Source organism: Halorubrum sp. Atlit-8R, from assembly GCF_003666025.1.
In the GTDB taxonomy this organism is placed as follows: domain Archaea; phylum Halobacteriota; class Halobacteria; order Halobacteriales; family Haloferacaceae; genus Halorubrum; species Halorubrum salinarum.
Genome location: NZ_QPLV01000001.1, coordinates 1,084,934 through 1,111,151 on the forward strand (window position 1 = coordinate 1,084,934; position 26,218 = coordinate 1,111,151).

Below are 26,218 nucleotides of genomic sequence, written 5' to 3' on the forward strand. Positions count from 1 at the left end.
CCGCGAGCGTCGAGACGGTAGATGACCCTCGACCAGTACCGCTCCGTGGCGGACCGCCTGCTCGGCCCGTGGGTGTCGGCGGCCGACAGGCTCGGCCTCTCGCCCGACCAGGTGAGCGTGATCGCCTTCCTCGTCGCGGTGGGCGCCGCCGCCGCCTTCGCCGTCGGGTCGGCGCCCCTGTACGCGGCCGGCGCGCTGCTCGTCCTCCTCAACGGCTGGCTCGACGTCGTCGACGGCGCGCTCGCGCGGCACCAGGGCGTCGCCTCCGACGGCGGGGACTTCCTCGACCACGTCCTCGACCGCTACGCCGACGTGGCGATCATCGCCGGGCTCACGGCCGGCGTCGAGGCGTATGCGCTCGGCTTCGCCGCCGTCACGGGCGTCCTCCTCACCTCCTACCTCGGCACGCAGATCCAGGCGGTCGGCATCGGCCGCGAGTACGGCGGGCTCCTCGGCCGGGCCGACCGCCTCGCGCTCGCCGGGATCGTCGGCGTCGTCGCCGCGGTGTACTCGGTGCCGATCGTCGCCGGACTGAACGTCGTCGGCCTGCTGCTCGCGCTGTTCGCCGCGGTCGGACACCTCACCGCGGTCCAGCGGTTCCTCGGCGCCTGGCGGGACCTGTAACCGGCCCCGAGACGGGCGCTCAGAACGGCGCGTCCGTCGAGCGTTCCCCGGCGCCCGACGCCTCCGTCCCGCTCGTCGGCGTCGACTCGACCCCGACGCCCTCCTCCGGGTCGACCTCCACGTCGCCCGTCTCCAGGTACGCCTCCTCCAGCGCCGCGAGCCGGTCGTTCACCGCCTCGCTCCGGTTGTGCGACGCGGCGGCGCGGACCCGGACGAGGTCGTACTCGTGTCGGTCGGCGAGCCCGTTCCACGCCCGGAACGCCCCGACCGTCAGCGTGTGCGTCTGCGGGCAGAACGCGGTCGTCGGGGTGAACTCCGCGCGGAGGACCCGGTCGACCTCGCTCCCGTCGACCGCGTCCGGCGCGTCGCCGCGCTCGACGGCGTAGCGGAACCCGGCGTCTCCGTGGCGCGTGTCGAGGTTCAGCCGGGCGAGGTTGTAGTCGAACGTCATGTCGTACACTTTCCGCTCCTCGAAGCACTCGCGGGTGAGCCGGTGGAACGCGAGGTGGTCCGCCCCCGTGAGCACGTCGTGGCCGTCGAGGAACCCGCCCGGACGCGGGACGGTCTCCGCGACGAACTCGTCGTAGCCGTCGAACAGGTCCTCGTCGTCGGAGCCGAAGGGCGACGGGAAGCCGGGCATACCCGTATCACGTCACCCCGTCGGGGTACCCTTGACCCCGCAGATGTTCGGGCCGTCGCGGCCGGTCGGCCCTCAGCCGCTCTCGTCCGCCTCCGAGCGCAGGTCCTGCGCCCGCGCGTGAACGCCGTTGACGGCGTCGCGGACGACCGACTCGTCGACGTCGAACGCCGCCGCGGCGTACGCCACCGACAGCCGGACGGAGAGGTACGTCATCCGGACCGCTTCGTCGGCGCCGGCGATCCGCGGCGGGACGCCGCGCCTCCCGGTCTGCGTCTCGTCGAACCCGCCGGTGATCGCGTACAGGTCGGCGTACAGGCGGGCCGCCTCCGGGAGGTCGAACGACGCGATCCGTCCGTTCGGGCCGTCGAAGTGATAGGCGTCGGGGCGGTTCCGCGACTCGCGGACGATCCGACGACCGTCGTCGTACGTCTCGATCACCGTTTCGCCGTCGTCGGTCACTGTGTTCCCCCTCCGCGGACACGTCACGCAACGAGGGAACAATTTAAAAGTGTCCGGTCGGAACGGGGGGTATGCCCACTTTCGAGCTGAACCTCTCGGACGACGTGTACGCGGAGTTTCAGCAGCTGGCGGACGAGGAGTTCGTCTCCGAGGAGCAGGCCGCGGAGGACCTCATCGCGTCCGGTATCGAGGCGTACAACGTGAGCGTGGTCGACGAGGAGCCCCGCGACGAGATGCTCGACGGCGCCGAGAACAACATGTTCGACACTGCGGAGGACCCGGGCAGCATCGAAGACGACCGGCTGTAACGGGGCCGCTCTCCCCGCCGCCCCGGGGACCCGCCGCGCTTTCTCCGCAGCGTCGCTCGCGTCGCCCAGCCGCGGCTCCGCCAGGGCGTTTACCCGCCTCCTCCGTTTACCGCGCCGACGGGACCGCCGAAACGACTAAGAGACTGCTACGAGAAATAGTAAGTGAGAAGTAATTTCAATTAATTCGACATAATTTTCCGAACGGAGCGGCAACTCGCGAGCGATGGACCCGAAGGAAGACGGCGTTACCCTCGACCCAGACCCGCGCTGGGAGGACCGCTACGAAGCGGTGCGCGAGCGCGTAGAGTCCGCCTCGGACGACCGACTGCTTGACGTGTTCCACGTCGGGAGCACCGCCATCCCCGGCGTCCCGGGCAAGCCCGTGTTGGACGTCATGCCGGTCTACGCCGACGCCGACGGGATGCGCGCCGCCGCGGAGTGGCTCGCCGCCGCGGGGTTCGAGCGGGAGCACGACGCCGACGACACGGTCGTCGCGATCCGACGGGAGGCGGACGGCGTCGTCGCCGTCCGGATGCACACCGTCGAGGCGGACCAGTGGCGGCCGATGCTGCTGTTCCGGGAGTACCTGAGCGACCATCCGAGGGCGCGGGCGGAGTACGCTCGCGTCAAACGCGACGCCGCGGCGGAGCACGGCGACGACATGGCGGCGTACACCGAGGCGAAGTTCGAGGTCGTCCGCTCCCTGACCCGGGAGGCCCGCGAGGCGGGCTACGAGGATCGGGTAGTGTTTAGATAAGCTGATTCCATGCGAAGGCGAACGCTTGGAGCCAATTTTCGGCGGTGTTCGGTTCGACATGGCTAAACGTATTTGAGAACTGGTTTGTTCGGCGTTTTACTTCACGAAAGACACGTTCGACGGCGTTCCGATTCCCATGTGTGACGTGTTGGAATCGGAGCCCGTGACGATGACAGGCCGCCTGTAACCACGGAGCACCATCGACGAGAAAGACCGCGTCGTCGACCTGATGTTTCTCACGGAGTTCTGAGAGAAACATCGAAGATATCGCGTTTGTTCTCGTCGGGTAGAGTCGGACGTGGAGCAGGCGGTTTGTGTCGGGATCGACGGCAGCGTACAGCCAATATCGCTCAGAGTTGAGCTGAATCACGGTTTCATCGACCGCAACGTGATTCGGATTCGCACCGTCTGTCGGCTGTAGATCGGCTTTCTGAACCCACCGATGAACGGTGGTTCGATGGCGATCGACACCCAACCTCTCAAGAATCGAGACGGTATCCGAAAGTGATAATCCAGCCAAATGGAGTCGGATACCGAGCTTCATCGCCGACTTGGGTGTCGCCTCTCGCTCCAGAAAATCTAACTCGATACAACCGCTATCGCCGCTGAGGCGGTCGAAACTGAGCATGAACCACTCGATCTTTTGACCGCCTCATCCTTCGACCTTATCTCAACACCTCCAGGATCGGCTCCCGAGCTTCGAGTGACCCGCGACGGTCCGTGACCGTTCAGTACCCCAGCCCCAGCACCCGGTTCGTAGACAGCGTCGCCAGCCCCAGCGCCATCACGCCGGCGAGCAGCCCGAACGCGACGGGCCACCCCGCGGCGTCGGAGACGGCGCCGACGACGACGCTGCCGGAGGCGCCCGTCACCATGTAGGCGGTCCGGACGAGCCCGAAGCCGGCGCCCCGCTCGGCGTCGGACAGCAGGTCCATGAACCGCGACTGGATCGGCGCGCCCCACGACATCGCGAGGCCGACGAGCCCTACGGCCGGGACCGCCACGAGGAGGCCCAGGTCGAGCGTTGCGGCCGCGGCGAGGGCCCCGTAGCCGACGACGCCGGCGCCCATCGTCACCATCGCCGTGGCATCGCGTCCGATCCGGTCGGACACCGAGCCGGTCACCGGCTGGGTGCCGCCGTGGACGAGGAAGTACACGGAGAACAGCAGCGCCGACAGCGCGCTCGACAGGCCGGTCCCCACTTCGAGGAACGTGGGCAGGAACGAGGCGGTCGCCTGCCACGTGAACGCGCCCATCGTCGCGAGCGCGGTCGTGTAGAGGATTCGCGGCCGCGAGAGCAGTTCGACGAGCGGGCCGACGGCGAACCGCTCGCCGATCGGCTGGTCCGGCCGGAGGGGTTCGGTCGGCCGGACTCGCCACGCGAACAGGACGCAGACGGGGACCGCCACCGCGGCCCCGAGGAGCACGCCGGCGCGCCAGCCGTACCGCGACCCGACGAGCGCGGCTGCGGGCGGCGCGGCGAGCCCCGCGAGCGGGCCGCCGGCGACGTGGACGCCGATGGCGCGGCCCGTGTCGTCGAACTGCCGCGTGAGGAACGTGGTCGCGACCGAGTAGTGGAGGCCCGCGCCGACGCCGAGCGCGGCCGCGAACAGCCCGAAAGCGAGCATCGAGGGCGACGCGGCGAGGAGGACGGAGGCGACCGCGGTGGCGCCGACCGCGGCGAGGATGACGCGGCGCTCGCCGTAGCGGTCGCCGAGGACGCCGGAGGGGAACTGCGCCAGCGCGTAGGTGAGCCACATCCCGCTCAAGGCGAGCCCGACGGTGCCGTTCGTCACGCCGAACCGGGCCGTGATCTCCGGGACGAGCGGGCTCACGACCAGCCGCGCCACCATCGTCCCGGTGAACGCGAGCGTACAGAGCGCGAGCGCCGTGTGTTCGTACCGCCAGTTCACGGTCGCCGTACCGGGCACGGGTCAAAGCGGCTTCCGATCGCGGTCAGACGGGCCGGGTGTCGCGCGGCACCGCGGCGCCGACGGCGGTCCGGGGCGCCCCCCGGCGCCCCGCAACGGTTCACTCCGCGACGAACTCGATCGGGTAGTCGGTGAGGTTCTCGTACCCGTCCTCGGTGACGACGACGAGGTCCTCGATCCGGACGCCGCCGACCGCGGGGTCGTAGAGGCCGGGCTCGACGGTGATCACGTGGCCCGGCTCCAGCTCCTCGCCCCCGCTCGCGAGCCGCGGCGACTCGTGGACGTCGAGGCCGATCCCGTGGCCGGTCGAGTGGATGAACCCCGTCTCGGTCTCGGGGTCCGTGCGGAACGTCGGCTCGCCGGCCTCCTCGTACACCTCGCAGGCGGCGGCGTGGACCTCCTCGCCCGTGGCGCCCGGCTCGACCGCGTCCAGCGCGGCCTCCAGCGCGCGCTCGGTGAGGTCGTACCACTCGCGGAGGGTCTCGCTCGGCTCGCCGACACAGAACGTCCGCGTCATGTCGGCGTTGTACTTCGTCGCCTTCGAGCGCGGGAAGATGTCGACGATGATCGCCTCGCCCGCGCGGAGCGGGCCGGAGCCGCGGTCGTGCGGGTCCGCGGCCTGCGCGCCGCCGGCGACGATCGTCTCGTCGAGCGCGCAGCCGTGGCGCAGCAGCGTCACCTCTATCTCCTCGGTCACGCGCTCGCTGGTGAGCGGCTCGCCGTCGCGGAGGAGGACGCCCGCCTCCGCGTCGTCGCCCTCGCCCGCCACGTCGGCGCCGGCGATCAGCTCCTCAGCGGCCCGCATCGCGGCCTCGTTCGCCGTCTGGGCGTCGCGGATCGCGTCTATCTCCTCGTCGGTCTTCACCGCGCGGACGGCCTGGAGCCGGTCGTCGGTGTCGACCGCGACCTCGATCCCGCGCTCGCGGAGGGCGTCCGCGGTGCCGACCGGGCCCCGCGGTGGCATCGAGACGGACTCGACGCCCTTGTCGCGGACGAACGCCGCGTACATGTCGTTGCGCTCCTCGCGCCCGCCGTACTCGTAGTCGTAGTCCGCGTGGCGTTCGACGGTGTCGGCCGCCGCCTCCGTCGTCGCGCGGCCGTACTCCAGCCCGCTGACGAGGACGTGGACCTCGCCGTCGGCGTACAGCGTGAGGAACGGGTCCGGACCGGTGAACCCGGAGAGGTACAGCTGGTTGGCGTCCTCCTGCGAGGCGTCGAGGAGGTAACCGTCGGTGTCGAGGTCCGCGAGGCGGTCGTCGAGCCGCGTTCGGTTCATATCCGTGCTGCTCGCGCGACGCCCAAAGCGGTTGCCCTCGCGGAACCGGTCGCCGCTCCGCCCGCGGCCCGTGAGAAAGCATATCCCGCTCGCTCCGGAACGCCGGGGCGAGATGGCGACCGACGGCAGAACGACGGTCGGCTCCCTGGTGTCGCTCCCGGCGGGGTGGCTCCCCGTCGCCGTCGCCTGCGGGGCCGGCGCGGCACTGCTCGGACTCGGGCTCACGCGGGTCGGACTCGCGCTCGCCGGCGTGTCGCCGGGGGACTCGGCGGTCGCCCGGTGGATGGTCGGCGGACCGATCTCGGCGGTCGAAGGGTCGATCTGGTTCCTCTTCGACGCGCACTGGGTCCGGACGCGGACGGGGCCGGGGCTGTCGAACCTCGTCGTCTTCGGGCATCCGCTGATACAGGCCGACGCCGCGCTGTGGCCGCTCCGGGCTGTTCCGCTCGTCGTCGCCCTCGGCGGCGCGGCCGCCGCCCGATACCTCGGCGTCGACGACGCGCTCATCGGCGCCGTGACCGGCGCGAGCACGGTGTTGGGCTACCTCCCGGCGATGCTCGCGCTGCGGGCGGTCTCCCGCGTGCCGCTCACGCGCCACGCGTCCGACGGGCGGATACCGATCTCTGACGCCGACGGGATCCCGGCCTCAGAGGCGGCCGGCGTCGCCGCCGGCCCCGACCTCCTCCCGAGCGTCGCGCTGGTGACCGGACTGGCCGTGATCCTCGGCTTCCTCGCCGGCGCCGTCGCGTCCGCCGCGACCGGGGAGTGACCGGCGGGCCGGCGGCTCGAACGCCGCCCGGTCCAGCGCGAAACGCCTATATACCAACTCCCGCGCTCGCGCCGTCGATAGCGCTCTCAGCGCGGGTCGGTCGCTCCCGTCGAGAATTCCGAATTGTACAGGGTTCTACACGCCGTTTTCGGCCGTGTCTCCGCGGCACCAAACACGCGAACATTTAAGTGCGTCGGTCACTTACCCGAAGGTGAGGAAAACACCGAGACCCGTCTCTCGGTTTCGTTGTTCCCTCCACGCACCAAACCAATGAGCGAGAACCTTCGAACGTACACGACCGAGAACGTCGACGACGAGAGCGAGACCGAGTCGACAACCGAAGACGAGGAGCTGCGGTGCCCCGAGTGCGGCGGGCAGTTAGCGACCGACACGGAACACGGCGAGACCGTCTGCGTCGACTGCGGGCTCGTCGTCGAGGAGGACGAGATCGACCGCGGGCCGGAGTGGCGCGCGTTCGACTCCAAGGAGAAGGACAACAAGTCGCGCGTCGGCGCCCCGACGACGAACATGATGCACGACAAGGGGCTCTCGACGAACATCGGCTGGCAGGACAAAGACGCCTACGGCAAGTCGCTGTCCAGCCGCCAGCGCGAGAAGATGCAGCGGCTGCGGACCTGGAACGAGCGCTTCCGCACCCGAGACTCCAAGGAGCGCAACCTCAAGCAGGCGCTCGGCGAGATCGACCGGATGGCGAGCGCGCTCGGGCTCCCGGACAACGTCCGCGAGACCGCGTCGGTCATCTACCGCCGCGCGCTCGACGAGGACCTCCTCCCCGGCCGCTCCATCGAGGGCGTCTCTACCGCCTCGCTGTACGCCGCCGCCCGACAGGCGGGGACGCCGCGCAGCCTCGACGAGATCGCGGGCGTCTCCCGGGTCGAGAAGGACGAGATCGCCCGGACGTACCGCTACGTCGTCCGCGAACTGAAGCTGGAGATCCAGCCCGCCGACCCCGAGAGCTACGTGCCCCGGTTCGCCTCCGACCTCGGCCTCTCCGACGAGGCCGAGCGCCGGGCCCGCAGCCTGCTCGACACGGCGAAGGAACAGGGGATCCACTCCGGGAAGTCGCCGGTCGGGCTCGCCGCGGCCGCCGTCTACGCCGCCTCGCTGCTCGTCAACGAGAAGGTGACCCAGAGCGAGGTCAGCGAGGTCGCGAACATCAGCGAGGTCACCATCCGGAACCGCTACCACGAGCTCCTCGAGGCCGAGGACTCGGTCGCGCTGAACTGACGCCGCCGCTCCGCGGCCGCCCGTCGCCGCGTTCGAAGGACGCTCGCCGGTTCACCCGCTTTCTTCGCCGTCCCAGTACCCCACGTCGTCGCCGATCCGGTAGTACCCCGACAGCGACCGCTCGGCGTCGCCCCCGGGCGGCGCGCCGACGTACACGCCGAACTTCTCCGAGTCCGGGTACACGGTCACGTCGGGCTCGCGCATCGTCGAGACGACGAGGTAGCGGAGGACCTCGTCCCCGTCGTTCACCACTCGGTGCGCGCCCGACTCGTCCGCGGTGAACGCGGCGTACTCGCCCGGCCGGAGCGGGTACGCCTCGCCGTCGAGCCGCAGCGTCCCCTCGCCGGCGAGGACGTACAGCGCCTCCTCGTTGGCCGCGTGGTAGTGGTACGGCCACGAGCGCTCGCCGGGCGGCAGCTCGTAGAGGCTACAGCCGAGGTCCGCGCCGCCCGCCGCGGCGCCCAGTTGCTTCCGTCGCCACGCGGCGTCGTCCGCGTCGGCCGTCGCCCACGACAGCTCGTCCGCGTTGATCGGTGGCATACCCCGCGGTCACGCCGGACCCCCAAAGGCGTTCGCGTCGCCCGAGCGGAGCCGGCCTCCCGCTGGGAGCCGAAACCGCGAAGGCGACGCGCTGCCACCCGGGACCATGGAGACGACTCGCCACTTCACGGCGACGACCTACATCGTCAACGACGGGGCGACCGCCCTTCACGAGCACGAGCGGCTGGGGATCACGCTGCCGCCCGGGGGCCACGTCGACCGCGACGAGCTGCCGCACGAGGCCGCGCGGCGCGAGGTCCGCGAGGAGACGGGGCTGACCCCCGAGCTGGTCGCGACGGAGTCGGCGATCACGGGCCCGAACACCCGGGGGCTCCCGGAGCCGGCCCACCTCATGCTCCACGACATCAACGTCCACGAGGACGGGTCGGTGGGGCACCAGCACGTCGACCACCTCTACTACGCTCGCGTCGACTCGCGGGAGATCGCCCCCGACGGCGACGACGAGGTCGACCCGGCGCGCTGGCGCTGGTACACCGCCGCGGAGCTGGCGGCGAGCGACCTCCCGGACGACGTGGTCGACCTCGGCCGCGAGGCGATCGCCGCCGTCGACGCCGACTGACCGGACCGGGCATCGCGCCGAGACGTCGGGCCCGCCGTCGAGCGGTTCGGACCGCCGCGCGCGGCGTCAGACGGCCGTCTCACGCTCCGGAAGGTATTTGAGTCGGTGTTGGCGACGTAAACGCAAGGATGGACGCACAGCGACGGGAAGCGATCGCCGAGTGGGACGACCGCTCGTTCTCCGACGGGTTCGCGGGGCTCCGGCGGATCGTCGACGACGGGTTCTCGGGGGCGGCGACCGACGGGACCGGGTGGCTGTTCCTCGTCGACGGGCGCGTCGTCGGCGTCGTCGACGCGACGCTCGACGCCTTCGCCGACGCCTCCGGGACCGTCTACCGGGCCCCGGACGACGCGCTCCCCGTGCTCTTCGCCATGCAGGAGCTCGGCGGCGAGCCGCGGGCGAAGTACTACACCAAGGACACGCCGCTGGACGAGGCCGACCGCAAGCTCTCGCAGGGGGGATTCACCGGGTACATCGAGCTCTCGGAGAACGTCCTCTCCGGCGACTACTACGTCGCCTACACCGGCGGCGAGTCGATGGCGGCGGCGTACGTCGGCAACGCCCGGCGGCTGGAGACGGGCGACGACGCGTTCGACCTCGCCGCCGACGAGGTCGGGATCTACACGGTGTACGAGGTCGACCTCGACGTCCGGCCGCTCCCGGACGGCGACGAGGCGGGCGATTCCGGCGCGGCCGCCGACCCGACCGCGGCCGCCGGATCCGACGCGGCGAGCGACGCAGCGAGCGACGAGGCCGACGACCCGAGCGACGAGCGGGCGGCCCCCGGGGCCGCTCCCGAGGCCGAGGCCGACGAGCCCGCCGACGGGCCCGAAACCCCGGGCGAGCCGGGCGACGGCGCCGGGCGGGAGGACGAACCGTCCCCGGCGGACCGCTCGGACGAACCGGCCGCGGTCGACGTGCGCACCGCGGAAAGCGACCGCGACGGCGCGGACCCGAGCGACGGCGCCGACGAGACGGACGGGCCGGCGTCCGACGCCGTCCGGATCGGTGACGCCGACTCGGACGGCCGCGACCGCGACGGCGCGGCGGGCGCCGACCGGACGCGACGGGCGCAGGCGGATTCCGACGGCGCGGCAGCGTCGGACGCGGGCGCCGCGGACGGCGACGCCCCGGACTCCGAGGACGTGTTCTCGGAGGAGGCCGAGTGGCGGGAGCAGAAGTCGATCCCGGCGCTCGACCCCTCCGAGGCCGGCGGCGAGCCGCGGGCCGGCGGGGAGCGGCGCGGGGCGTCGTCGCAGCGCTCCCGCTCTGCGGACGACCGCGTCCGGACCGGGCGGAGCGGGTCGGACGCTAACGGCGGCTCGCCCTCGCCGCGCGCCACCGAGACGCCGTCGTCGACCCCGTCGGCGGTGTCGAAGCGCGAGGCGGCGACCGACGCCGACCCCGATCGGGTGCGGAAGCTCGAGGCGGCCTTAGAGGAGACGGAGACGGAGCGACAGTCGCTCGCCGACGAGCGCGACCGGCTGGCGGCCGAGCGCGACGAGATCGAGTCGGAGCGCGACGAGCTGGCCGAGGCGGTCGACCGGCTCGAGTCCGAGGTCGAGGACCTCCGGGCGGAGCGCGACCGGCTCCGCGACGAGCTGTCGAACGCCAGGGAGCGGCTCCCGGACGCGGAGCGGACGCTCACGCCGGGCGAGGCCCGCAACGGGACCAACCTGTTCATCAGGTACGACTCGAAGGAGGGCGCGACGCTCGCCGACGCCCACGAGGGGGCCGTCGACCGAGAGGCGCTCCGCGAGAACCTCCGGGTCGAACACCACACGAGCTTCGAGACCGACGGCCTCGCGGTCGACGGCCGACCGTTCGAGGAGTTCCTCGAAGACACCATCGAGTACGGGTTCACCCGCTGGCTCGTCGAGGACCTCCCGTTCGAGGTCCGCGGCACCGGCAACGAGGGGACGCTGCGGGACCTCTACGACGCGCTCCCCGAGATCGACCGCGCCGAGATCGGCGGGACGGTGTCGATCGCGATCCGAGAGGGCGGCGAGGAGACCCGCGAGCAGCGGGCGTTCGACCTCGTGTTGCGCGACCGGATGGGTCACCCGCTGTTCGTCGCGGACCTGAACGACAGCCGGGACCCGACCGCGGAGGGGACGCTGGAGTCGCTCGTCGAGAACGGGCGCGACATCGCGGCGTCGAACGAGACGTTCGCGGGGGCGTTCGCGGTGACGGAGAGCTTCTTCGAGCCGGGCGCCCTAGAGACCGCGAGCGACGCGGTCGGCGGGGGCCTGTTCAGCCGGTCGAAGCGCGCGAGCTTCGTGAAGCTCTCGCGCAAGCAGGGGTACCACCTGTGTCTCGTGGAGGCGCGCGACGGCGGGTTCCACATGACGGTCCCCGACCTGTAACCGCAGGGACCGAGTCGGGACTAGCTCGCGGAGAACGGAAACGCGGCAGGTGCGTCGGCGGGCGAAATCGAAGGTCCGATCAGTTCTCGAGCTCGGCGGCGTCGTCGATCCGCATGGAACCGAGCTTGTCGACCGTCTCGTCGAGCTTCTCGTCGAGCTCGTCGACGAACTCGTGGGTGCGCTCCGTGGTGATGGCGCCCTGACTGGACGGCTCGATGAGGTTCTCCTCCTCGAGGACGCGCAGCGAGTACCGGACCTTGTGGTGCGGGTAGCCGGTCTCGTTCGACATCTTCACGATGCCGATCGGCTCGTTTTCGATGACCATCCGCAGGACTTGGAGGTGACGTTCCAGCATGTCTACCTCCTTCTCTAGTCGATCTATCATGGCACATGTTAACTCGTCATGCCCCCGTTTAAAAGTTGCTGTCGGCGGCCGCGGAGGCCCGCTCAGATCGCACGCTTTCACGTGGGAGTAGTTAACGTGTTCGATCGCGGCGCGGCTGCGGGGGACACGCACGGTCCGAGAGCGAACGGCGGCCCCGATCGCGGACGGTGCGGGGAGTAAATACACGAACGAGCTCATTCGCTCTGACGAACGGATTTTCTGATCCACGTTCGTGGTAGTATCTCGGTCCCAGACCGTAATCTGTTTTACCCCCCGCGGGGAACCGGCAGGTCGTATGACACTCACCATCGTCGGCTCCCAGCTCGGCGACGAGGGCAAGGGCGCCCTCGTCGACCGGTGGGGAGGGGACGCGGACGTCGTAGTCCGTTATCAGGGCGGCGACAACGCCGGCCACACCGTCGTCGAAGGCGGCGCGGAGTACAAGCTCTCCTTGGTTCCCAGCGGCGCGGTCCGGGGGACGGTCGGAGTCTTGGGCAACGGCTGCGTCGTCAACCCGCGCACGCTGTTCACCGAGATCGACGACCTGCGCGAGCGCGGGCTCGACCCCGACGTGCGCGTCGCCCGCCGGGCGCACGTCATCATGCCGTACCACCGCGTGCTCGACGGCATCGAGGAGGAGGTGAAGGCCGACGACGACGCCGGCGACGAGGTCGGCACGACCGGGCGCGGCATCGGCCCGACCTACGAGGACAAGGCCGGCCGCCGCGGGATCCGGGTCGCGGACCTGCTCGATCCCGACGCGCTCCGACAGAAGCTCGACTACGTCGTCCCGCAGAAGCGCGCGCTCGTCGAGGACGTGTACGGGCTCGACCTCGCCGCCGACGACCGCGCCGAGGCCTTCGACGTCGACGCGCTCCACGAGGAGTTCGCCGCGATCGGCGAGCGCCTCGCCGACGAGGGGATGACCGTCAACTGCTCCGACTACCTCCACCGCCGCCGCGAGGCGGGCGACGAGATCGTCTTCGAGGGCGCGCAGGGGACCCACATCGACGTCGACCACGGGAACTACCCGTTCGTCACCTCCTCGAACCCGACCGCCGGCGCCGCCGCGGTCGGCTCCGGCGTGGGCGTCACGACGGTGGGCGACGGCGAGGTCGTCGGCATCGTCAAGGCGTACCTCTCGCGCGTCGGCGAGGGCCCGCTGCCGACCGAGCTCGACGGCGACGCCGACGAGGAGGCGCTCGCCGACGAGATCAGGGAGAAGGGCGGCGAGTTCGGCACCGTCACCGGGCGTCCGCGCCGGATCGGCTGGCTCGACCTCCCGATGCTCCGCCACTCGGCGCGCGTCTCCGGGTTCACCGGCGTCGCCGTCAACCACGTCGACGTGCTCGCCGGGCTCGACGAGCTGAAGGTCTGTACGGGCTACGAGCTCGACGGAGAAGAGCTCGACACCGTGCCGACCACCACCGACCGGTGGGAGCGCTGCGAGCCGATCTACGAGACGCTCGACACGTGGGAGCCGTTCGACTCGGCCGCGGTCGCCGAGGCGGGCTACGACGCCCTCCCCGAGGCCGCCCGCGAGTACCTGGAGTTCGTCGCCGACGAGATCGACACCCCGATCTACGCCGTCGGCGTCGGGCCGGACCGCGAGGAGACGGTCGAGCTGACGAACCCGTTCGAGGCGTAGCCTAGCCGCGGGAACCGTCGCCCGGCGCCGAAGCCGTTTTCAGTTCCCCGACGCCCAGTCGTCGGTATGTCGCAGCCCTCCAGCGGTCCCGCCGCCCCCGACCCGCCGGACACGCTCCTCGAACGCGTCGCCTCGCAGCTGCCCCGGCTGCTCCCGCTCGCGCTGGTTCCGCTCGCGACGGCGCTGCTGCGCGCTCGGGACCTCGTCGCGACGGGGCGGACGAACGGGTTCTCCCTGCGCGCGTCGTTCCCCGTGTACCGGTACGACCTCTGGAGCTTCGTCGACGCGCCCCGCGGCGGCGGGGTGACGGTGTCGCTCCCGTACGGCTCGCTCGACCCGCTGCCGCTCCTCGTGCCCGTGCTCGGCGCGTACGCCGTCGTCTCCGGCGCGCTCAGCGCGGGCTACTTCGGGAGCGTCGCGGCCGCGATCACGACCGGCCGGTACGACTTCGCCGCGGCCGTCCGCCGGTTCGGCGTCCGGTTCGTCCTCCTCGAAGCGCTCGTCGTCGCCGCGCTCGGCGCCCTCTTCCTGCCGCTGCTCCTCTTCCCGCCGCTGTTCGTGGCCGCCGTCCTCGCCGCGCTCGTCGTCTCGTACCTGTACTTCCCGACCGTCTACGTCCTCGTGCTGGAGGACCGAGGGGTCGCGTCGGCGGCGCGGCGAGCCCGGGCGCTCGTCGACGACCACCGGCCGCTCGGGTTCTTCCTCGCTGTCGCGGTCGTCACGGCCGTCTGTTCGGTCCCAGTGAGCCTCCTCGCGCACGCCGGGCCGGGCGGCGCGGTCGCGGCCGCGGTCGTCGCCGCGCCGCTCGGGCTCGCGTTCAACGTCGCGACCGCGCTGAAGGTCGCCGAGATGGCCGGGATCGAGACGGTCGAGTGAGCGACGGGGACGGGCCTCCGCGCTTACTGCGGGTCGACGGCGTCGAGCGCGGCCCGGTCCTCGTCGGTGAGCGTCAGGTCCGCGGCCCCGAGGTTCGATTCGAGGTGCTCGACGCTCGACGTGCCCGGGATCGGCAGCGTCGCGTCGGAGTGGTCGAGCAGCCACGCGAGCGACACCTGCTGCGGGGTCGCGTCCCGCCGCTCGGCGACCTCGGCGAGCACGTCGCCGGCCTCGTCGTCGTCGACCGCGTACATCGGGCCCCACGGGATGAACCCGACGCCGTGGTCCTCGCAGGCGGCCAGCACGTCCTCGTCGTCGCGGTGGCCGACGTTGTAGCGGTTCTGGACGGTGGCGACGTCGACGATGTCCAGCGCCGTCTCCAACTGCTCGACGGTGACGTTCGAGAGGCCGACGTGCGCGATCTGCCCGGCGTCTTTCATCTCCGCGAACGCGTGGACCGAGTCCTCGAAGTCGGTGTCGGGGTCCGGGCGGTGGTACTGGTAGAGGTCGATCGTGTCGGTGCCGAGCCGGTCGAGGCTACACAGCACCTGGTTCTTCAGGAAGTCGGGATCGCCGTGGGGCAGCCACTCGCCCTCGCGGTTGCGGAGCAGGCCGGCCTTCGAGGCGACGACCACGTCGTCGGGGTCGCCGAGCGCCTCGCCGATCAGCCGCTCGGAGACGCCCGGCCCGTAGGAGTCGGCGGTGTCGACGAAGTCGACGCCGCGGTCGACCGCCCGCCTGAGCACGTCCTTCGCCGCCTCCTCGTCGTCGGGGCGCCCGATGATGTCCTCGCCGGTGATCCGCATCGCGCCGAAGCCGAGCCGGTTGACCGTGAGCTCGCCGCCGATGTCGAACGTCTCGCTCCTGCCGGTGGTGTCTGAAGCCATGGGCGGTGGTTCGCGTGCCACGCGGAAATCGGTGAGGGTGCCGGAAGCGGACGCGCCGTGACGGCGCCGGGCGCCGCCCCGAGGGGTCGCCCGTGTTGCGTCCGTCGCTACTCATAAACCGCCCCCGCGCGATCGTCGGGTATGGACGCCGAGCGCGAGGTACTCGACGTGTTGGCGCGGAACGCCCGCGAGGACATCGACGACATCGCGGCCCAGACGGGCCTCGACGCGGCGGCGGTAGCGGACGCGATCGACGCGCTGGAGGCGGACAACGTCGTCCACGGCTATCAGGCCGTGGTCGACTGGGACCGCGTCGAGGAGGGGAAGATCCGCGCCGTCGTCGAGATCAACGTCGAGCTCGACCGCGAGACGGGGTACGAGCAGGTGGCCGACCGGATCGCGAAGTTCCCCGCAGTCGACGCCTTACACCTCGTCTCCGGCGACTACGACTTCGCCGTCGAGGTGCTCGGCGAGACGATGCAGGACGTCTCCGAGTTCATCTCGGAGCAGGTCGCGCCGATGCCGGAGGTCACCCAGACGGTGACCCACTACATCATGGAGACGTACAAGGACGGCGGGATCCGGTTCGAGGACGGCGACGACGACGACCGCCTCTCCGTGTCGCCATGAGGCTGTCGGACCGCGCGCGCACCCTCCCGGAGTCGGGGATCCGGAAGTTCTTCGAGCTCGCGGAGGCGCGCGACGACGTCATCTCGCTGGGGGTCGGCGAGCCGGACTTCTCGGCGCCGTGGGCCGCCCGCACCGCCGCGATCGACTCGCTGGAGCGGGGGAAGACCTCCTACACCGCGAACCGCGGGATGGCCGCGCTCCGCGAGCGGATCGCCGCGCACCACGAGCGCTACGACCAGTCGTACGAGCCCGAGTCGGAGGTGCTCGTCACGACCGGCGCGAGCGAGGCGGTCGACCTCGCCTTCCGGGCGCTGGTCGACCCCGGCGACACCGTCACGGTCCACGAGCCGACGTACATCTCCTACGGCCCGGGGATCGAGCTGGCGGGCGGCGAGCGGCTGACGGTCCCGACGCGCGCCGAGGACGACTTCGCGCTCACCCGGGAGTCGCTAGAGGCGGCGGGCGCCGCCGAGGCCGACCTGCTCGTGCTCTGTTACCCGAACAACCCCACCGGCGCGACGATGACCGACGAACAGCTCGCCGAGGTCGCGGCGTTCTGCCGCGAGAACGACCTCCGCGTCGTCGCCGACGAGATATACGCCGCGCTCACCTACGGGACCGACCACGCCTCGATCGCCACGCAGCCGGGGATGCGCGAGCGCACCGTCGTCGTCAACGGCTTCTCGAAGGCCTACGCGATGACGGGGCTCCGCTTAGGGTACGCGCTCGGCCCCGCGGAGGCGATCGACGCGATGAACCGGATCCATCAGTACACGATGCTGTCGGCGCCGACGACGCCGCAGTACGCCGCGATCGAGGCCTTGGACCGCTGCGACGACGAGGTGACGGAGATGGTCGAGGAGTACAACCGCCGCCGGCGGCTGGTCGTCTCGCGGTTCAACGAGATGGGCCTCGACACGTTCGAACCGGGCGGCGCGTTCTACGCGTTCCCCGAGTGCGGCGGCGACGACGAGGCCTTCGCCGAGGAGCTGCTCGAAGCCCAGGGCGTCGCCGTCGTCCCGGGCTCCGTCTTCGGCGAGGGCGGCGAGGGCCACCTGCGCGTCTCGTACGCGACCTCGATGCGCGAGCTGAAGGAGGCGACGGACCGGATCGCCGCGTTCGTCGAGGGCCGATGACGGGGCTCCTCCGAGGGCGATGATCGACCGGATCTGGCACGGCTGGACGGCGCGGGCGGACGCGGGCGAGTACGAGCGGCTGCTCCGCGAGGAGATCCTTCCCGGCTTCGCCGACGTGGACAACGACGGCTACCGCGGCGCGCGCGTGCTCCGCCGCGAGGCCGACGGCGACGAGGTCGAGTTCGTCACGGTTCTCCGGTTCGACTCGATCGAGTCGGTGAAGCGGTTCGCGGGCGAGGCGTACCGGGAGGCGCACGTCCCGCCGGCGGCCCGCGAGGTCCTCGCGCGCTGGGACGACCGCGCGCGCCACTACGAGGTGCGCGAGGAGCGCGAGTACTGAGCGGTCCGCCGCCGCACCGCGCGCCGCGTAAACGAACAACTCCTCGCGGATTGTTCCACGTTCGCCAACGATTATCACGCTCGATCCTGATGGACCGCGTATGGAGTTCCAGCTAACCGACGAGCAGAAGCAGCTGCGCGAGGAGGTCCGGAAGTTCGCCGACGAGGAGATCCGACCGGTCGCGACCGAGTACGACGTCGAGGAGTCGTACCCGCACGAGATCATGGACAAGGCGGCCGACATGGGGCTGCTCGCGCCGCACGTCCCGGTCGAGTACGGCGGGATCGGCTACTCGTCGCTGGAGAACGCCATCCTCACCGAGGAGCTGTTCGCGGCCGACCCCGGCATCGGGCTCTGTATCTCCAGCGCCGGCTTCGGCGCGGAGGCGCTCATGGAGTTCGGCACGGAAGCGCAGAAGGAGCGCGTCCTCCCCGAGGTGACCGCGGGCGACGCGGTGATGGGCTCGGCCATCTCGGAGCCGCAGGCGGGCTCGGACGTGACGAGCGTCGCCACCCGCGCGGAGAAGGACGGCGACGAGTGGGTGATCAACGGCTCGAAGATGTGGATCACGAACGGCACGGTCGCGGACTACTTCGTCGTCGTCTGCGAGACGGACCCGGACATCGACGACCGCTACTCGGGCTACTCGCAGATCCTCGTCGAGGGCGACCGCGACGGGCTCACCCGCGACAAGATCACCGGCAAGCTCGGGATCCGCGCGAGCGACACCGCCGAGCTGCGCTTCGACGACGTGCGCGTCCCGGAGGAGAACCTCATCGGCCAGCGCGGGATGGGCTTTTTACAGCTCATGCAGTTCTTCGACGAGACCCGCACCGCGGTCGCCGCGCAGGGCGTCGGCATCGCCCGCGGCGCCGCCGAGCGGGCGCTGGAGTACGCCGAGGAGCGCGAGCAGTTCGGGCGCTCCATCTCCGACTTCCAGGCGATCAAACACAAGCTCGCGGAGATGCACACGAACACCGAGGCCGCGCGCTGGCTCACCTACCGCTCGGCGTGGGCGGTCGACAACGAGGCCGGCGACCTCACCGCGCTCGCGTCGATGGCCAAGGAGTTCGCCTCGCGGACCGCGGTCGAGGTCGCCGACGAGGCGGTCCAGGTCCACGGCGGCGCCGGCTTCGTCAACGACCACGACGTCGAGCGGCTCTACCGCGACGCGAAGATCACCCAGATCTACGAGGGCACCACGGAGATCCAGAAGAACATCGTCGCCCGCGAGCTACTCGACGAGGGGATGTAACCCATCGTCGGAGCGTCCCCCTCCGGATCGGTATGTAAAAGCGACGAGGGTCCGTAGCGTCCGGTATGAGCGAGGAGGCGAACGCCGACGTGGACAGCGACGGGACGGTCGAGGCCCCCCGCGATCAGGACCCCGAAGAGCGGCTCAAGCGACAGCGCGACGACTTACAGCTGCTGAACCAGGTGATGCGCCACGACATTCGCAACGACCTCCAGCTCGTCGGGGCGTACGCCGAACTGCTCGACGACCACGTCGACGAGGAGGGCGAGAAGTACCTGGACGTGATCAAGCGGAACACCCAGAGCGCCGTGTCGCTCACGACGACGGTCCGGGACCTCGCGGAGGTGATGCTCCGCGAGGACGTCGAGCCGAGTCGCATCGCGCTCGACCGCGTCCTCTCACAGCAGGTCGAGGAGGTCCGGTCGGGGTACTCGGAGGCCGTCTTCACCGTCGAGGGGTCGTTCCCCGAGGTCGCGGTCGTCGGCGACGAGATGCTGAGCTCCGTGTTCCGGAACCTCCTGCGGAACGCGGTCCAACACAACGACAAGACGCCGCCGAAGGTGACGGTGTCCGCGTCCGTCGACGAGGCCGCGGGCGTCGCCGAGGTCCGAGTCGCCGACAACGGGCCGGGCGTCCCCGAGGACCAGCGCGACGAGATATTCGGCAAGGGGGAGAAGGGGCTCGACAGCCCGGGCGCGGGGATCGGGCTGTACCTCGTGCGCTCGCTCGTCGAGATCTACGACGGCGACGTGTGGGTCGAGGACAACGACCCCGAGGGCGCCGTCTTCGTCGTCAGGCTCCCGCTGTGTGAGTCCTGACGGCGACGCTGACGGCCGCGCCGGTCTCGCCTCCTTCCGCCCCGACTACTCCTCGTCGTACTCCATCGCGACCGAGTTGATACAGAAGCGCTTCCCGGTCGGCTCCGGGCCGTCGTCGAACACGTGTCCGAGGTGGGAGTCGCAGTTCGCGCACCGGACCTCGGTGCGGCGCATCCCGTGGCTCGTGTCTATCGTCGTCGTCACTGAGTCCTCCTCGGCAGCGTAGAAGGCCGGCCACCCGCAGCCGGACTCGTACTTCGTCTCGGCGTCGAAGAGGACGGTGCCGCAGGCGCGACAGCGGTACTCCCCGTCGTCGGGGTGGTGGTCGACGTACTCGCCGGAGAACTTCGCCTCCGTGCCGCTCTCGCGGAGCACGCGGTACTCCTCCTCGGAGAGCCGATCGCGCCACTCCTCGTCCGTCAGCTCGCTCGGATCCCGCTCGTCGGTCTCGCTCATACCACCGGTACGGACCCCACGGGCAAGGGGGTTGCGGCGGTCACAAGCCGTATTCGGGTGGGAGCCGAATCGCGACCATGGCGCGCGAAGTCACGCACGAGGAGCGGGGCCCGGAGATTCTCGACGACGACGACAAGGGCGACGACGGCCTCATCTACGTCTGTCGGTGCGGCCTGTCGGACTCGAAGCCGCTCTGTGACGGGTCCCACAGGGCGACGGCGGACGAGGAAGACGGGGTCGTCTACAAGTACGCGAACGACGACGCCGACGGCGAGCGGCGCGCGATCGACGAGATCGGGTACGAGGACGAGTAGCGGGAGTCGCCGTCCGCGGTCGGGCCGGCGGTCTTGCCTACAGCACGCCCATTTCGCCGAGCCGCTCGGGGAGGTAGGTGTCCGTGACGAAGTCGAGCCCGCGGCTCGCGAGCGACTGCTGCTCGGACTTCTTGCCGATGTCGAGCTGGAGCTCGATCTGCTCTTCCCAGTAGTCCGTCTGGAAGCGGGGGTCCTCCAGCTCCGATTCGAGGGCGTTGACGTCCGAGTCCGAGAGCGGGTCCGAGGGGAGGTCGTACTCGACGATGTCCTCGGGCTGGATCCCGATGAACCGCGCCTCCGGCGTCGCGAGGTACTTCGAGAGGTGCGCGGACTTGATCGAGCCGTACGCGACGGAGCCGTAGATCCGGTACGACCACGGGTCGCCGTCCGTGAACACCACCACGGGGAGGTCGAGCTCGTCGTGGAAGCGCTTCGTCAGCCGGCGGGTCGCGCGCGCCGGCTGCCCGCCGAGGTGGACGACGAGGGCGTCGTGCTCCTCGTCGAACCCGTTCTCGACGAGCCGGTCGCGCATGCCGCCGGTCTCCACGCAGAGGACGAACTCGGCGTCGTTGTCGAGGAACTCGATGGTGTCGGGGTTGTTGGGGATCTGGTAGCCGCCCTGGCCAACGTCGAGCTGGCAGTGGATCTCGCGGTCGCCGCGGTTGGTCTGTTCGCGGATCTCCAGCGGACCCATCACCTTCGCGCCCGACTCCTCCGGGCGCATGTGGAAGTCCTCGCGGGTGACGCCGGTGACGATCTCTAGGTCCTCCACGAGGTCGTTCGACTCGTCCTGCGAGGAGAACTGCGCCTCGTCGTTGTCCCACGACTCGGAGAGGTAATACAGCTCACGCAGCGTCGACGAGCGGTCGTCGTCGAGCTGGTTCGCGAGGAACTCGATGGTGTAGGCGGCCTTCAACAGCTTGCGCGCGCCCCGCACCGAGTTGGCGCTGCGCGTCGAGGTGCGGTCGCCGTAGGTCCAGACCCCGCTCTCGTCGTCGTACTCGATGTTGCTCTTCGTCCGCGTGGGGAGCGTCATCTCCGGGATCGACCCCGACGCGAACTGGTCGTAGAAGTCCGCCGCCAGGTCGATCAGCTCGTCTCGTGCGTCGCTTTCTGTCGTCATTTAGGCGTTCACCGTCAGTTTCTCCGTCTCCACGCCGCCGACGCTGACCTCGAACTCCGCGTCGCCGTCGACCGCGTACGTCAGTTCCCGCTCGTCGCCCGAGGGCACCTCGGGCTTCCACTGGACGAACCACTCGCCGTCCATGTCCACCACCGTCCCGTCCGAGAGGTCGGTCGGCTCGGTCGAGACGATGTCCGTGATCTCCAGCTGCTCGTTCACGTCGGAGTGGTTCTCGACGACGAGCGTCACCGTCTCGCCGTTCACCTCGCGCTCGACGCTCACGTTGTTCATGATCCGCGCCAGGGCCCCGTCGATGTCGGGGCGCGGTCGGCCCGTGACCTCCGAGACCTTGTCGGCCATCTCGGGGAGGATCCGACCCAGCACGTCCTGCTTCTCCCGGCGCTGTTGCATCGAGCGCCGCTTGCTGAGGTACGACTTCAGCTCGCGGGCGGCCTCCCGCACCGCGAGCTCTATCTCGTCTTCGATCTCCGGGACGTTCGCGAGCGCGTCCTTCGACTCGCTCGTGAACGGGACGTTGGTGGAGGCGACGTGAATGCTGATGACGGCCGGTCCGTTCGGCATCCCGGAGCCGCCGGGCTGGTCGAGCCCGTAGTTCCGCCACCCGATCCCCTTTATCACGTCCGTCGTCGCGCAGGCGCCGCGCTGGTAGACGAGCGGGACGCGGTTCGCGAACCGGAGCAGGTCGACCGACCCCTCGGACGGGATCGACCCGCCGTAGGCGATGCCGGCCTCGACGATGAACGGGTCGCCGCCGTGGACGTCGGCGTCGCGGGTCGCGGCCGCGTAGAAGTCGGCGTCGTACTCCTTCCGAAGCCCGGCCTCGACCAGCTCCGCCGTGATCGGCGCGAGGCAGTCGGTCGGGGGCGCGAGGATGTCCGTGGTCCGCATCGCCTCGAGCAGGTCGGCGGCGGCGTCGCGGTCGCCCGCGATCGCCTTCACCTTCGGCGGGTCGTCCGGCACCGTCCGCGCCCGCGACCAGAACGCCTCGACGACGTTCTCGCGCGCGGTCTCGCCGAACGTCGCGTCGCGCTGCTCGGCGACGAACGACGCCGCGTCCGCGACGAGCCGTTCGAGGTCGTCGCGGGTGATCCGGAACGCGTCGCCGTCGATGTTCTCGAACCGGCGCGCGAGCGCCTCCGCCATCGCCTGGACCGCCGCGTCGTCCTTCCGCGTCGACGTCGCCTCGTCGACGAGCGCGTACACGTCGGGGACGAGCGGCGACTCCGCGTCGCCGTCGTCGCCGTCCGACCCGTCGTCGCCCGCCTCGCCGCCGAGCCCGGTGACCGCTCGCCACGCGGCGTCGACCGCGTTCTCGCGGACGGTTCCGCCGAACGTCTTGCCCGTGTCGTCCGCGACGGTCTCAGCGATGTTGTCGACGATCTCGGCGACCTCGGACCGTGCGACCCGGTCGCTGTTCCCCACCGTCTCGGCGACGCCCTCCGCGAAGGCCGTGGTCGCCGCCTCGCCCTTGTTCGCGACGGCCGCCGAGACCGCGGCCGCGACGTCGCGGTCGTCGTGGGCGCGCGGCGGCGACCAGGCGAGCTCGCGGCCGTAGTACACGTCGCGGAAGTTGCCGATCACGCTGTCGGCGGTCTTCTTGCCGACTCGGGTGAACTCCTCCTGGAGGAACCCGGAGACGGAGTACGACTCGGTCGCCTCCAGCATCTTGATCAGCGTCCCGAGCTCGACGCCGTGCGGGTGCGGGCGGATCTCGTTCGTCTCCGCCGGCAGCTCGTCGGTCGCGCGCTCGAACTTCATCGGCTCGTCGAGCCCCGGCTCGCGGAGTTCGAGCCGCGCGTGCGGGTTGACGACCGCGGTGTGTTTCACGTAGTCGTGGAGCTGCTGGCGGGCGCGCATGTTCGCCTCCATCTCCAGCTCGATCCGGGTGCCGTGTGGGCGGTCCCACGTCGTCTCCTCGTCGGCCTGGATCTCCGGCTCGTTCGTGTCCGTGTCGATGATGAGCTCGAAGTACTGCGCCCGCGACTGGCCCTTCGGGCGCGAGGTGATCTTCGCCGGCTGACCGGAGGTCAGCTGCGAGTAGAGCACGGCCGCCGAGATGCCGATCCCCTGCTGCCCGCGCGACTGCTCGCGCGCGTGGAACCGGCTGCCGTACAGGAGCTTCCCGAACACCTTCGGAAGCTGTTCCTTCGTGATCCCTGGCCCGTTGTCCTCGATGACGAGCCGGTAGTAGTCGCCCACCTCCTCTATCTCGATGTAGATGTCGGGGAGGACGCCGGCCTCCTCGGTCGCGTCGAGGGCGTTGTCGACCGCCTCCTTGACGGCGGTGACGAGCCCGCGGGCGCCCGAGTCGAACCCGAGCATGTGTTTGTTCTTCTCGAAGAACTCGGCGATGGAGATCTCGCGCTGGCCCTCGGCCAGCTCCTCCGCGATCCCCTCCTCGTCGCCGATCGTCGACTGGAAGGACGTCATTCGGTATCCCTCCCTTCCCCCGAGGCACCTAAAAACGCACCGGCGGCGCAGTGAAAGTGGAGCCCGGCGTCAGACGCCGTCTCCTCCGGGTGTGTGGGTCGCTCTCGCGGAGGGTATCCGGGCGCCGCGAACCGCTCCCGCCGACGACGCCCGCTTCCGCCCGCCCGTCGTTACATTGAAATAATTTAAAATTATTTATCTGTGTGGCGCGGTGACGTGTCACGTGATGACGACCGTGCCGGGAGGGAGCACACAGATGACCGACGACGACGCGAACGGCGAGGCGAATCGGGCGCGAAGCGCGGCGCGACCGCCGGCGGCGAGCCGACGGGCGGTGCTCCGGAGCGTGGCCGCGACCGGCGCCGCCGCTATCTTGGGGTCGGGAACCGTCGCGGGCGACCCCGGACGGGGGCGGGGGAACGGCCCGGGCGGGGCGCCCGGCGGCGGGTTCCCGCCGAAGGGGATCACGACCTACGGGCGGAGCGTCGACCTCGGAAACGGGTCGGTCAGGACGTTCACGACGGAGACGCCGTCGGGCGAGCCGAAGTACCACGGCGTGGAGTTCGAGCGGGCGGCGCTGGAGGGGCTACCGAGCGCCGACGCGCTCGCGGCGGCCGACAACCGGGCCGAGACCGACAAGTATCGCGCCGGCGGGCAGGCGACGAAGGTCCACTTCAAGCAGTCGCTCCAGTTCTTCGTCCCGTTCCCGGACGCGGCGGAGACCCCGTTCACGTTCCTGGGGCTCAACTGGAACCCGGGCGGGCACTTCGGAGGTGCGGGCGCGTGGCTGAAGCCGCACTTCGACGTTCACTTCCACATGCTCGACCCGGCGAGGATCGACGCCGTCGAGGGACCGGGACTTCCACCGTACGACACCGGGAACGGAGAGTACGAACCCGGTACCCCGCAACCGGACTTCGACGGGGAGGTGACGGAGACGAACTTCGACTACGCCCAGCTTCCGGAGGGGTACGCGCGGTCGCCGCAGCCGGTCGCCGACCAGCGCTACATCACGGACATGGGCGAGCACACGGCCCCCGCGGACGCGCCGGAACTGCCCGACGCGCCGGGCGAGCCGGGCGACCCCGCGGCCTTCGACAACACACTCATCCAGGGGTTCGTCGGCGACGCCGACTCGTCGCGGCTGGCGTTCGTCGAGCCGATGGTCACGCGCGAGTTCCTCCGGGACGCCGACGGCAGCGAGACGTACGAGGTCCCGCAGCCGGATGCGTACCCGCACGACCAGCGACACCCGACCGAGTACGGGGTCCGCGACGTGCCCTCGAAGGACGCGGTCACGGTGGTGTTGAGCGGGTTCGAGCCGGTCTGACCGCGGAGGCGCCGCCCGTTCGGTTCCGAGCGTCGCCCGCGGGCGCCGGTTCGCCCGCCGACAGGTTTCTCACTGCGACGCCCCATTCCCGATCCATGACGGACTGGACGGCCGACGAGATGCCGCGACTGGACGGGAAGACGGTGGTCGTCACCGGCGCGAACAGCGGGCTCGGCTACGCGGGCACCCGGGAGTTCGCCGCGAAGGGCGCGACCGTCGTGATGGCGTGTCGGAGCGTCGAGCGCGCCGAGGACGCCGCCGACGAGATCCGGTCCGAGGTCCGGGGACGCCTTGACGGCGACCTCGATGTCCGAGAGTGCGACCTCGCCTCGCTCGACTCGGTGAGGGCGTTCGCAGAGGGGCTGGCGGACGACTACGACGCCGTCGACGTCCTCTGTAACAACGCCGGCGTGATGGCCATCCCGCGGAGCGAGACCGAGGACGGGTTCGAGACGCAGTTCGGCGTCAACCACCTCGGCCACTTCGCGCTCACGGGGCGGCTGTTCGACCTCCTCGCCGCCGCCGAGGGGATCGGCGGCGACGCGCGCGTCGTCACCCAGTCGTCGGGCGCCCACGAGCAGGGCGAGATGGACTTCTCCGACCTCAACTGGGAGCGCTCCTACGGGAAGTGGCGGGCGTACGGGCGCAGCAAGCTCGCGAACCTGCTGTTCGCCTACGAGCTCCAGCGCCGCCTCGACGCGGCCGACGACGAGGGGGACGGTCCGGGGATCCGCAGCGTCGCCTGCCACCCGGGCTACACGGACACGAACCTCCAGATGCGCACCGCCGAGGAGAGCGGGAACCCCCTGATGAAGGTCGGGATGAAGGCCGCGAACGCGGTGCTGGGCCAAGACGCCGACATCGGCGTGGAGCCGATGCTGTACGCGGCGACGGCCGACGTCGACGGCGGCGCCTACGTCGAGCCCGGCGGGCTGATGAACATGCGCGGGCACCCGACCGTGGGGCGCTCGAACGACGCCTCCTACGACCGCGACGACGCCCGGGAGCTCTGGGCGTACTCGACCGACGCGACCGGCGTCGAGTACCCGCTGTAGGCGGTCGTCGAGCGTC

At 70.7% G+C, this 26,218-nt stretch carries 28 protein-coding genes; 17 read left to right on the forward strand and 11 right to left on the reverse strand.

Going from position 1 to position 26,218, the window contains the following annotated elements; genetic code table 11:
- The first annotated feature begins 21 nt into the window (after positions 1 to 21).
- Complete coding sequence (locus DVK05_RS05310; protein WP_121562337.1) at positions 22 to 624, forward strand: CDP-alcohol phosphatidyltransferase family protein; 603 nt, start codon at positions 22 to 24, stop codon at positions 622 to 624.
- A 19-nt stretch (positions 625 to 643) separates the two neighbouring features.
- Here DVK05_RS05310 and DVK05_RS05315 read toward each other — a convergent pair whose 3' ends face one another.
- Together DVK05_RS05315 and DVK05_RS05320 are read right to left on the reverse strand one after the other, a co-directional pair.
- A complete protein-coding gene (locus DVK05_RS05315; RefSeq protein ID WP_121562338.1) occupies positions 644 to 1,264 on the reverse strand; it encodes a hypothetical protein in 621 nt (206 codons plus the stop codon).
- A 72-nt stretch (positions 1,265 to 1,336) separates the two neighbouring features.
- Positions 1,337 to 1,723 carry a hypothetical protein gene (locus tag DVK05_RS05320; protein WP_121562339.1) on the reverse strand — a complete coding sequence of 129 codons (387 nt, stop codon included), beginning with the start codon at positions 1,721 to 1,723 and terminating at the stop codon, positions 1,337 to 1,339.
- Between the two features lie 71 nt (positions 1,724 to 1,794).
- On the opposite strand from DVK05_RS05320, the gene DVK05_RS05325 reads away from it, so the two are divergent.
- Together DVK05_RS05325 and DVK05_RS05330 are read left to right on the forward strand one after the other, a co-directional pair.
- A complete protein-coding gene (locus DVK05_RS05325; protein ID WP_053771204.1) occupies positions 1,795 to 2,031 on the forward strand; it encodes a hypothetical protein in 237 nt (78 codons plus the stop codon).
- Positions 2,032 to 2,254: 223 nt separating this feature from the next.
- A complete protein-coding gene (locus DVK05_RS05330; protein WP_121562340.1) occupies positions 2,255 to 2,788 on the forward strand; it encodes a GrpB family protein in 534 nt (177 codons plus the stop codon).
- Here DVK05_RS05330 and DVK05_RS05335 read toward each other — a convergent pair.
- The 3 genes from DVK05_RS05335 to DVK05_RS05345 form a co-directional block, all read right to left on the reverse strand.
- Positions 2,781 to 3,416: an IS6 family transposase gene (locus DVK05_RS05335; protein WP_121562341.1), complete on the reverse strand. Its 636-nt coding sequence runs from the start codon at positions 3,414 to 3,416 to the stop codon at positions 2,781 to 2,783. The two genes, DVK05_RS05330 and DVK05_RS05335, sit on opposite strands and share 8 nt — an antisense overlap.
- A 100-nt stretch (positions 3,417 to 3,516) precedes the next feature.
- The gene (locus DVK05_RS05340) at positions 3,517 to 4,701 is read right to left on the reverse strand and encodes an MFS transporter (protein WP_121562342.1); all 1,185 of its coding nucleotides are present in this window, start codon (positions 4,699 to 4,701) and stop codon (positions 3,517 to 3,519) included.
- A 118-nt stretch (positions 4,702 to 4,819) separates the two neighbouring features.
- A complete protein-coding gene (locus DVK05_RS05345) occupies positions 4,820 to 5,995 on the reverse strand; it encodes a Xaa-Pro peptidase family protein (protein WP_121562343.1) in 1,176 nt (391 codons plus the stop codon).
- A 112-nt stretch (positions 5,996 to 6,107) separates the two neighbouring features.
- Here DVK05_RS05345 and DVK05_RS05350 point away from each other — a divergent pair, with 112 nt between their 5' ends.
- Positions 6,108 to 6,764 carry a hypothetical protein gene (locus DVK05_RS05350; RefSeq protein ID WP_121562344.1) on the forward strand — a complete coding sequence of 219 codons (657 nt, stop codon included), beginning with the start codon at positions 6,108 to 6,110 and terminating at the stop codon, positions 6,762 to 6,764.
- Positions 6,765 to 7,034: 270 nt separating this feature from the next.
- Positions 7,035 to 8,012, forward strand: coding sequence for a transcription initiation factor IIB family protein (locus tag DVK05_RS05355; RefSeq protein ID WP_053771208.1), 978 nt, complete (start codon positions 7,035 to 7,037; stop codon positions 8,010 to 8,012).
- A gap of 51 nt (positions 8,013 to 8,063) precedes the next feature.
- On the opposite strand, the gene DVK05_RS05360 is transcribed toward DVK05_RS05355, so the two are convergent.
- Positions 8,064 to 8,552 carry a cupin domain-containing protein gene (locus DVK05_RS05360; protein WP_121562345.1) on the reverse strand — a complete coding sequence of 163 codons (489 nt, stop codon included), beginning with the start codon at positions 8,550 to 8,552 and terminating at the stop codon, positions 8,064 to 8,066.
- Positions 8,553 to 8,658: 106 nt separating this feature from the next.
- Between DVK05_RS05360 and DVK05_RS05365 the strand changes: the two genes are divergently transcribed.
- Entirely contained in the window at positions 8,659 to 9,132 is a 474-nt protein-coding gene (locus tag DVK05_RS05365) for an NUDIX hydrolase (RefSeq protein ID WP_121562346.1), read from the forward strand.
- Between the two features lie 128 nt (positions 9,133 to 9,260).
- On the forward strand, positions 9,261 to 11,498 hold the full coding sequence (locus tag DVK05_RS05370; RefSeq protein ID WP_121562347.1) for a hypothetical protein: 2,238 nt from the start codon (positions 9,261 to 9,263) through the stop codon (positions 11,496 to 11,498).
- A 79-nt stretch (positions 11,499 to 11,577) separates the two neighbouring features.
- Here the strand turns inward: DVK05_RS05370 and DVK05_RS05375 are convergent, their stop codons facing one another.
- Positions 11,578 to 11,883, reverse strand: a complete 306-nt coding sequence (locus tag DVK05_RS05375) for a hypothetical protein (RefSeq protein ID WP_004045854.1) — start codon at positions 11,881 to 11,883, stop codon at positions 11,578 to 11,580.
- 295 nt (positions 11,884 to 12,178) lie between these two features.
- Here DVK05_RS05375 and DVK05_RS05380 point away from each other — a divergent pair, with 295 nt between their 5' ends.
- Both DVK05_RS05380 and DVK05_RS05385 read left to right on the forward strand, forming a co-directional pair.
- Entirely contained in the window at positions 12,179 to 13,531 is a 1,353-nt protein-coding gene (locus DVK05_RS05380) for an adenylosuccinate synthase (RefSeq protein WP_121562348.1), read from the forward strand.
- A 66-nt stretch (positions 13,532 to 13,597) separates the two neighbouring features.
- Positions 13,598 to 14,407: a hypothetical protein gene (locus tag DVK05_RS05385; RefSeq protein WP_121562349.1), complete on the forward strand. Its 810-nt coding sequence runs from the start codon at positions 13,598 to 13,600 to the stop codon at positions 14,405 to 14,407.
- Between the two features lie 23 nt (positions 14,408 to 14,430).
- Here the strand turns inward: DVK05_RS05385 and DVK05_RS05390 are convergent, their stop codons facing one another.
- A complete protein-coding gene (locus DVK05_RS05390; RefSeq protein ID WP_121562350.1) occupies positions 14,431 to 15,294 on the reverse strand; it encodes an aldo/keto reductase in 864 nt (287 codons plus the stop codon).
- A 141-nt stretch (positions 15,295 to 15,435) separates the two neighbouring features.
- Here DVK05_RS05390 and DVK05_RS05395 point away from each other — a divergent pair, with 141 nt between their 5' ends.
- The 5 genes from DVK05_RS05395 to DVK05_RS05415 all read left to right on the forward strand — a co-directional run bounded on the left by DVK05_RS05395 (position 15,436) and on the right by DVK05_RS05415 (position 19,473).
- Positions 15,436 to 15,924, forward strand: coding sequence for an Lrp/AsnC family transcriptional regulator (locus DVK05_RS05395; RefSeq protein ID WP_053771215.1), 489 nt, complete (start codon positions 15,436 to 15,438; stop codon positions 15,922 to 15,924).
- On the forward strand, positions 15,921 to 17,060 hold the full coding sequence (locus tag DVK05_RS05400; RefSeq protein WP_121562351.1) for a pyridoxal phosphate-dependent aminotransferase: 1,140 nt from the start codon (positions 15,921 to 15,923) through the stop codon (positions 17,058 to 17,060). Before DVK05_RS05395 ends, DVK05_RS05400 begins: the two co-directional genes overlap by 4 nt.
- A gap of 19 nt (positions 17,061 to 17,079) precedes the next feature.
- Positions 17,080 to 17,400, forward strand: a complete 321-nt coding sequence (locus tag DVK05_RS05405) for an antibiotic biosynthesis monooxygenase (protein ID WP_121562352.1) — start codon at positions 17,080 to 17,082, stop codon at positions 17,398 to 17,400.
- Positions 17,401 to 17,500: 100 nt separating this feature from the next.
- Entirely contained in the window at positions 17,501 to 18,655 is a 1,155-nt protein-coding gene (locus tag DVK05_RS05410) for an acyl-CoA dehydrogenase family protein (protein WP_121562353.1), read from the forward strand.
- Positions 18,656 to 18,720: 65 nt separating this feature from the next.
- Positions 18,721 to 19,473 (forward strand): sensor histidine kinase KdpD, encoded by a 753-nt coding sequence (locus DVK05_RS05415; protein WP_121562354.1) that lies wholly within the window; start codon positions 18,721 to 18,723, stop codon positions 19,471 to 19,473.
- Between the two features lie 45 nt (positions 19,474 to 19,518).
- Here the strand turns inward: DVK05_RS05415 and msrB are convergent, their stop codons facing one another.
- Positions 19,519 to 19,929 (reverse strand): peptide-methionine (R)-S-oxide reductase MsrB, encoded by a 411-nt coding sequence (gene msrB, locus DVK05_RS05420; protein ID WP_121562355.1) that lies wholly within the window; start codon positions 19,927 to 19,929, stop codon positions 19,519 to 19,521.
- A gap of 77 nt (positions 19,930 to 20,006) precedes the next feature.
- On the opposite strand from msrB, the gene DVK05_RS05425 reads away from it, so the two are divergent.
- Entirely contained in the window at positions 20,007 to 20,243 is a 237-nt protein-coding gene (locus DVK05_RS05425; protein WP_121562356.1) for a CDGSH iron-sulfur domain-containing protein, read from the forward strand.
- 37 nt (positions 20,244 to 20,280) lie between these two features.
- Here the strand turns inward: DVK05_RS05425 and DVK05_RS05430 are convergent, their stop codons facing one another.
- On the reverse strand, positions 20,281 to 21,366 hold the full coding sequence (locus DVK05_RS05430) for a DNA topoisomerase IV subunit A (RefSeq protein WP_121562357.1): 1,086 nt from the start codon (positions 21,364 to 21,366) through the stop codon (positions 20,281 to 20,283).
- Positions 21,367 to 23,817 carry a DNA topoisomerase VI subunit B gene (locus DVK05_RS05435; protein WP_121562358.1) on the reverse strand — a complete coding sequence of 817 codons (2,451 nt, stop codon included), beginning with the start codon at positions 23,815 to 23,817 and terminating at the stop codon, positions 21,367 to 21,369.
- A gap of 256 nt (positions 23,818 to 24,073) precedes the next feature.
- Here DVK05_RS05435 and DVK05_RS05440 point away from each other — a divergent pair, with 256 nt between their 5' ends.
- Positions 24,074 to 25,147: a hypothetical protein gene (locus DVK05_RS05440; protein WP_121562463.1), complete on the forward strand. Its 1,074-nt coding sequence runs from the start codon at positions 24,074 to 24,076 to the stop codon at positions 25,145 to 25,147.
- Between the two features lie 95 nt (positions 25,148 to 25,242).
- A complete protein-coding gene (locus DVK05_RS05445) occupies positions 25,243 to 26,202 on the forward strand; it encodes an oxidoreductase (RefSeq protein WP_121562359.1) in 960 nt (319 codons plus the stop codon).
- The last annotated feature ends 16 nt before the right edge of the window (positions 26,203 to 26,218 follow it).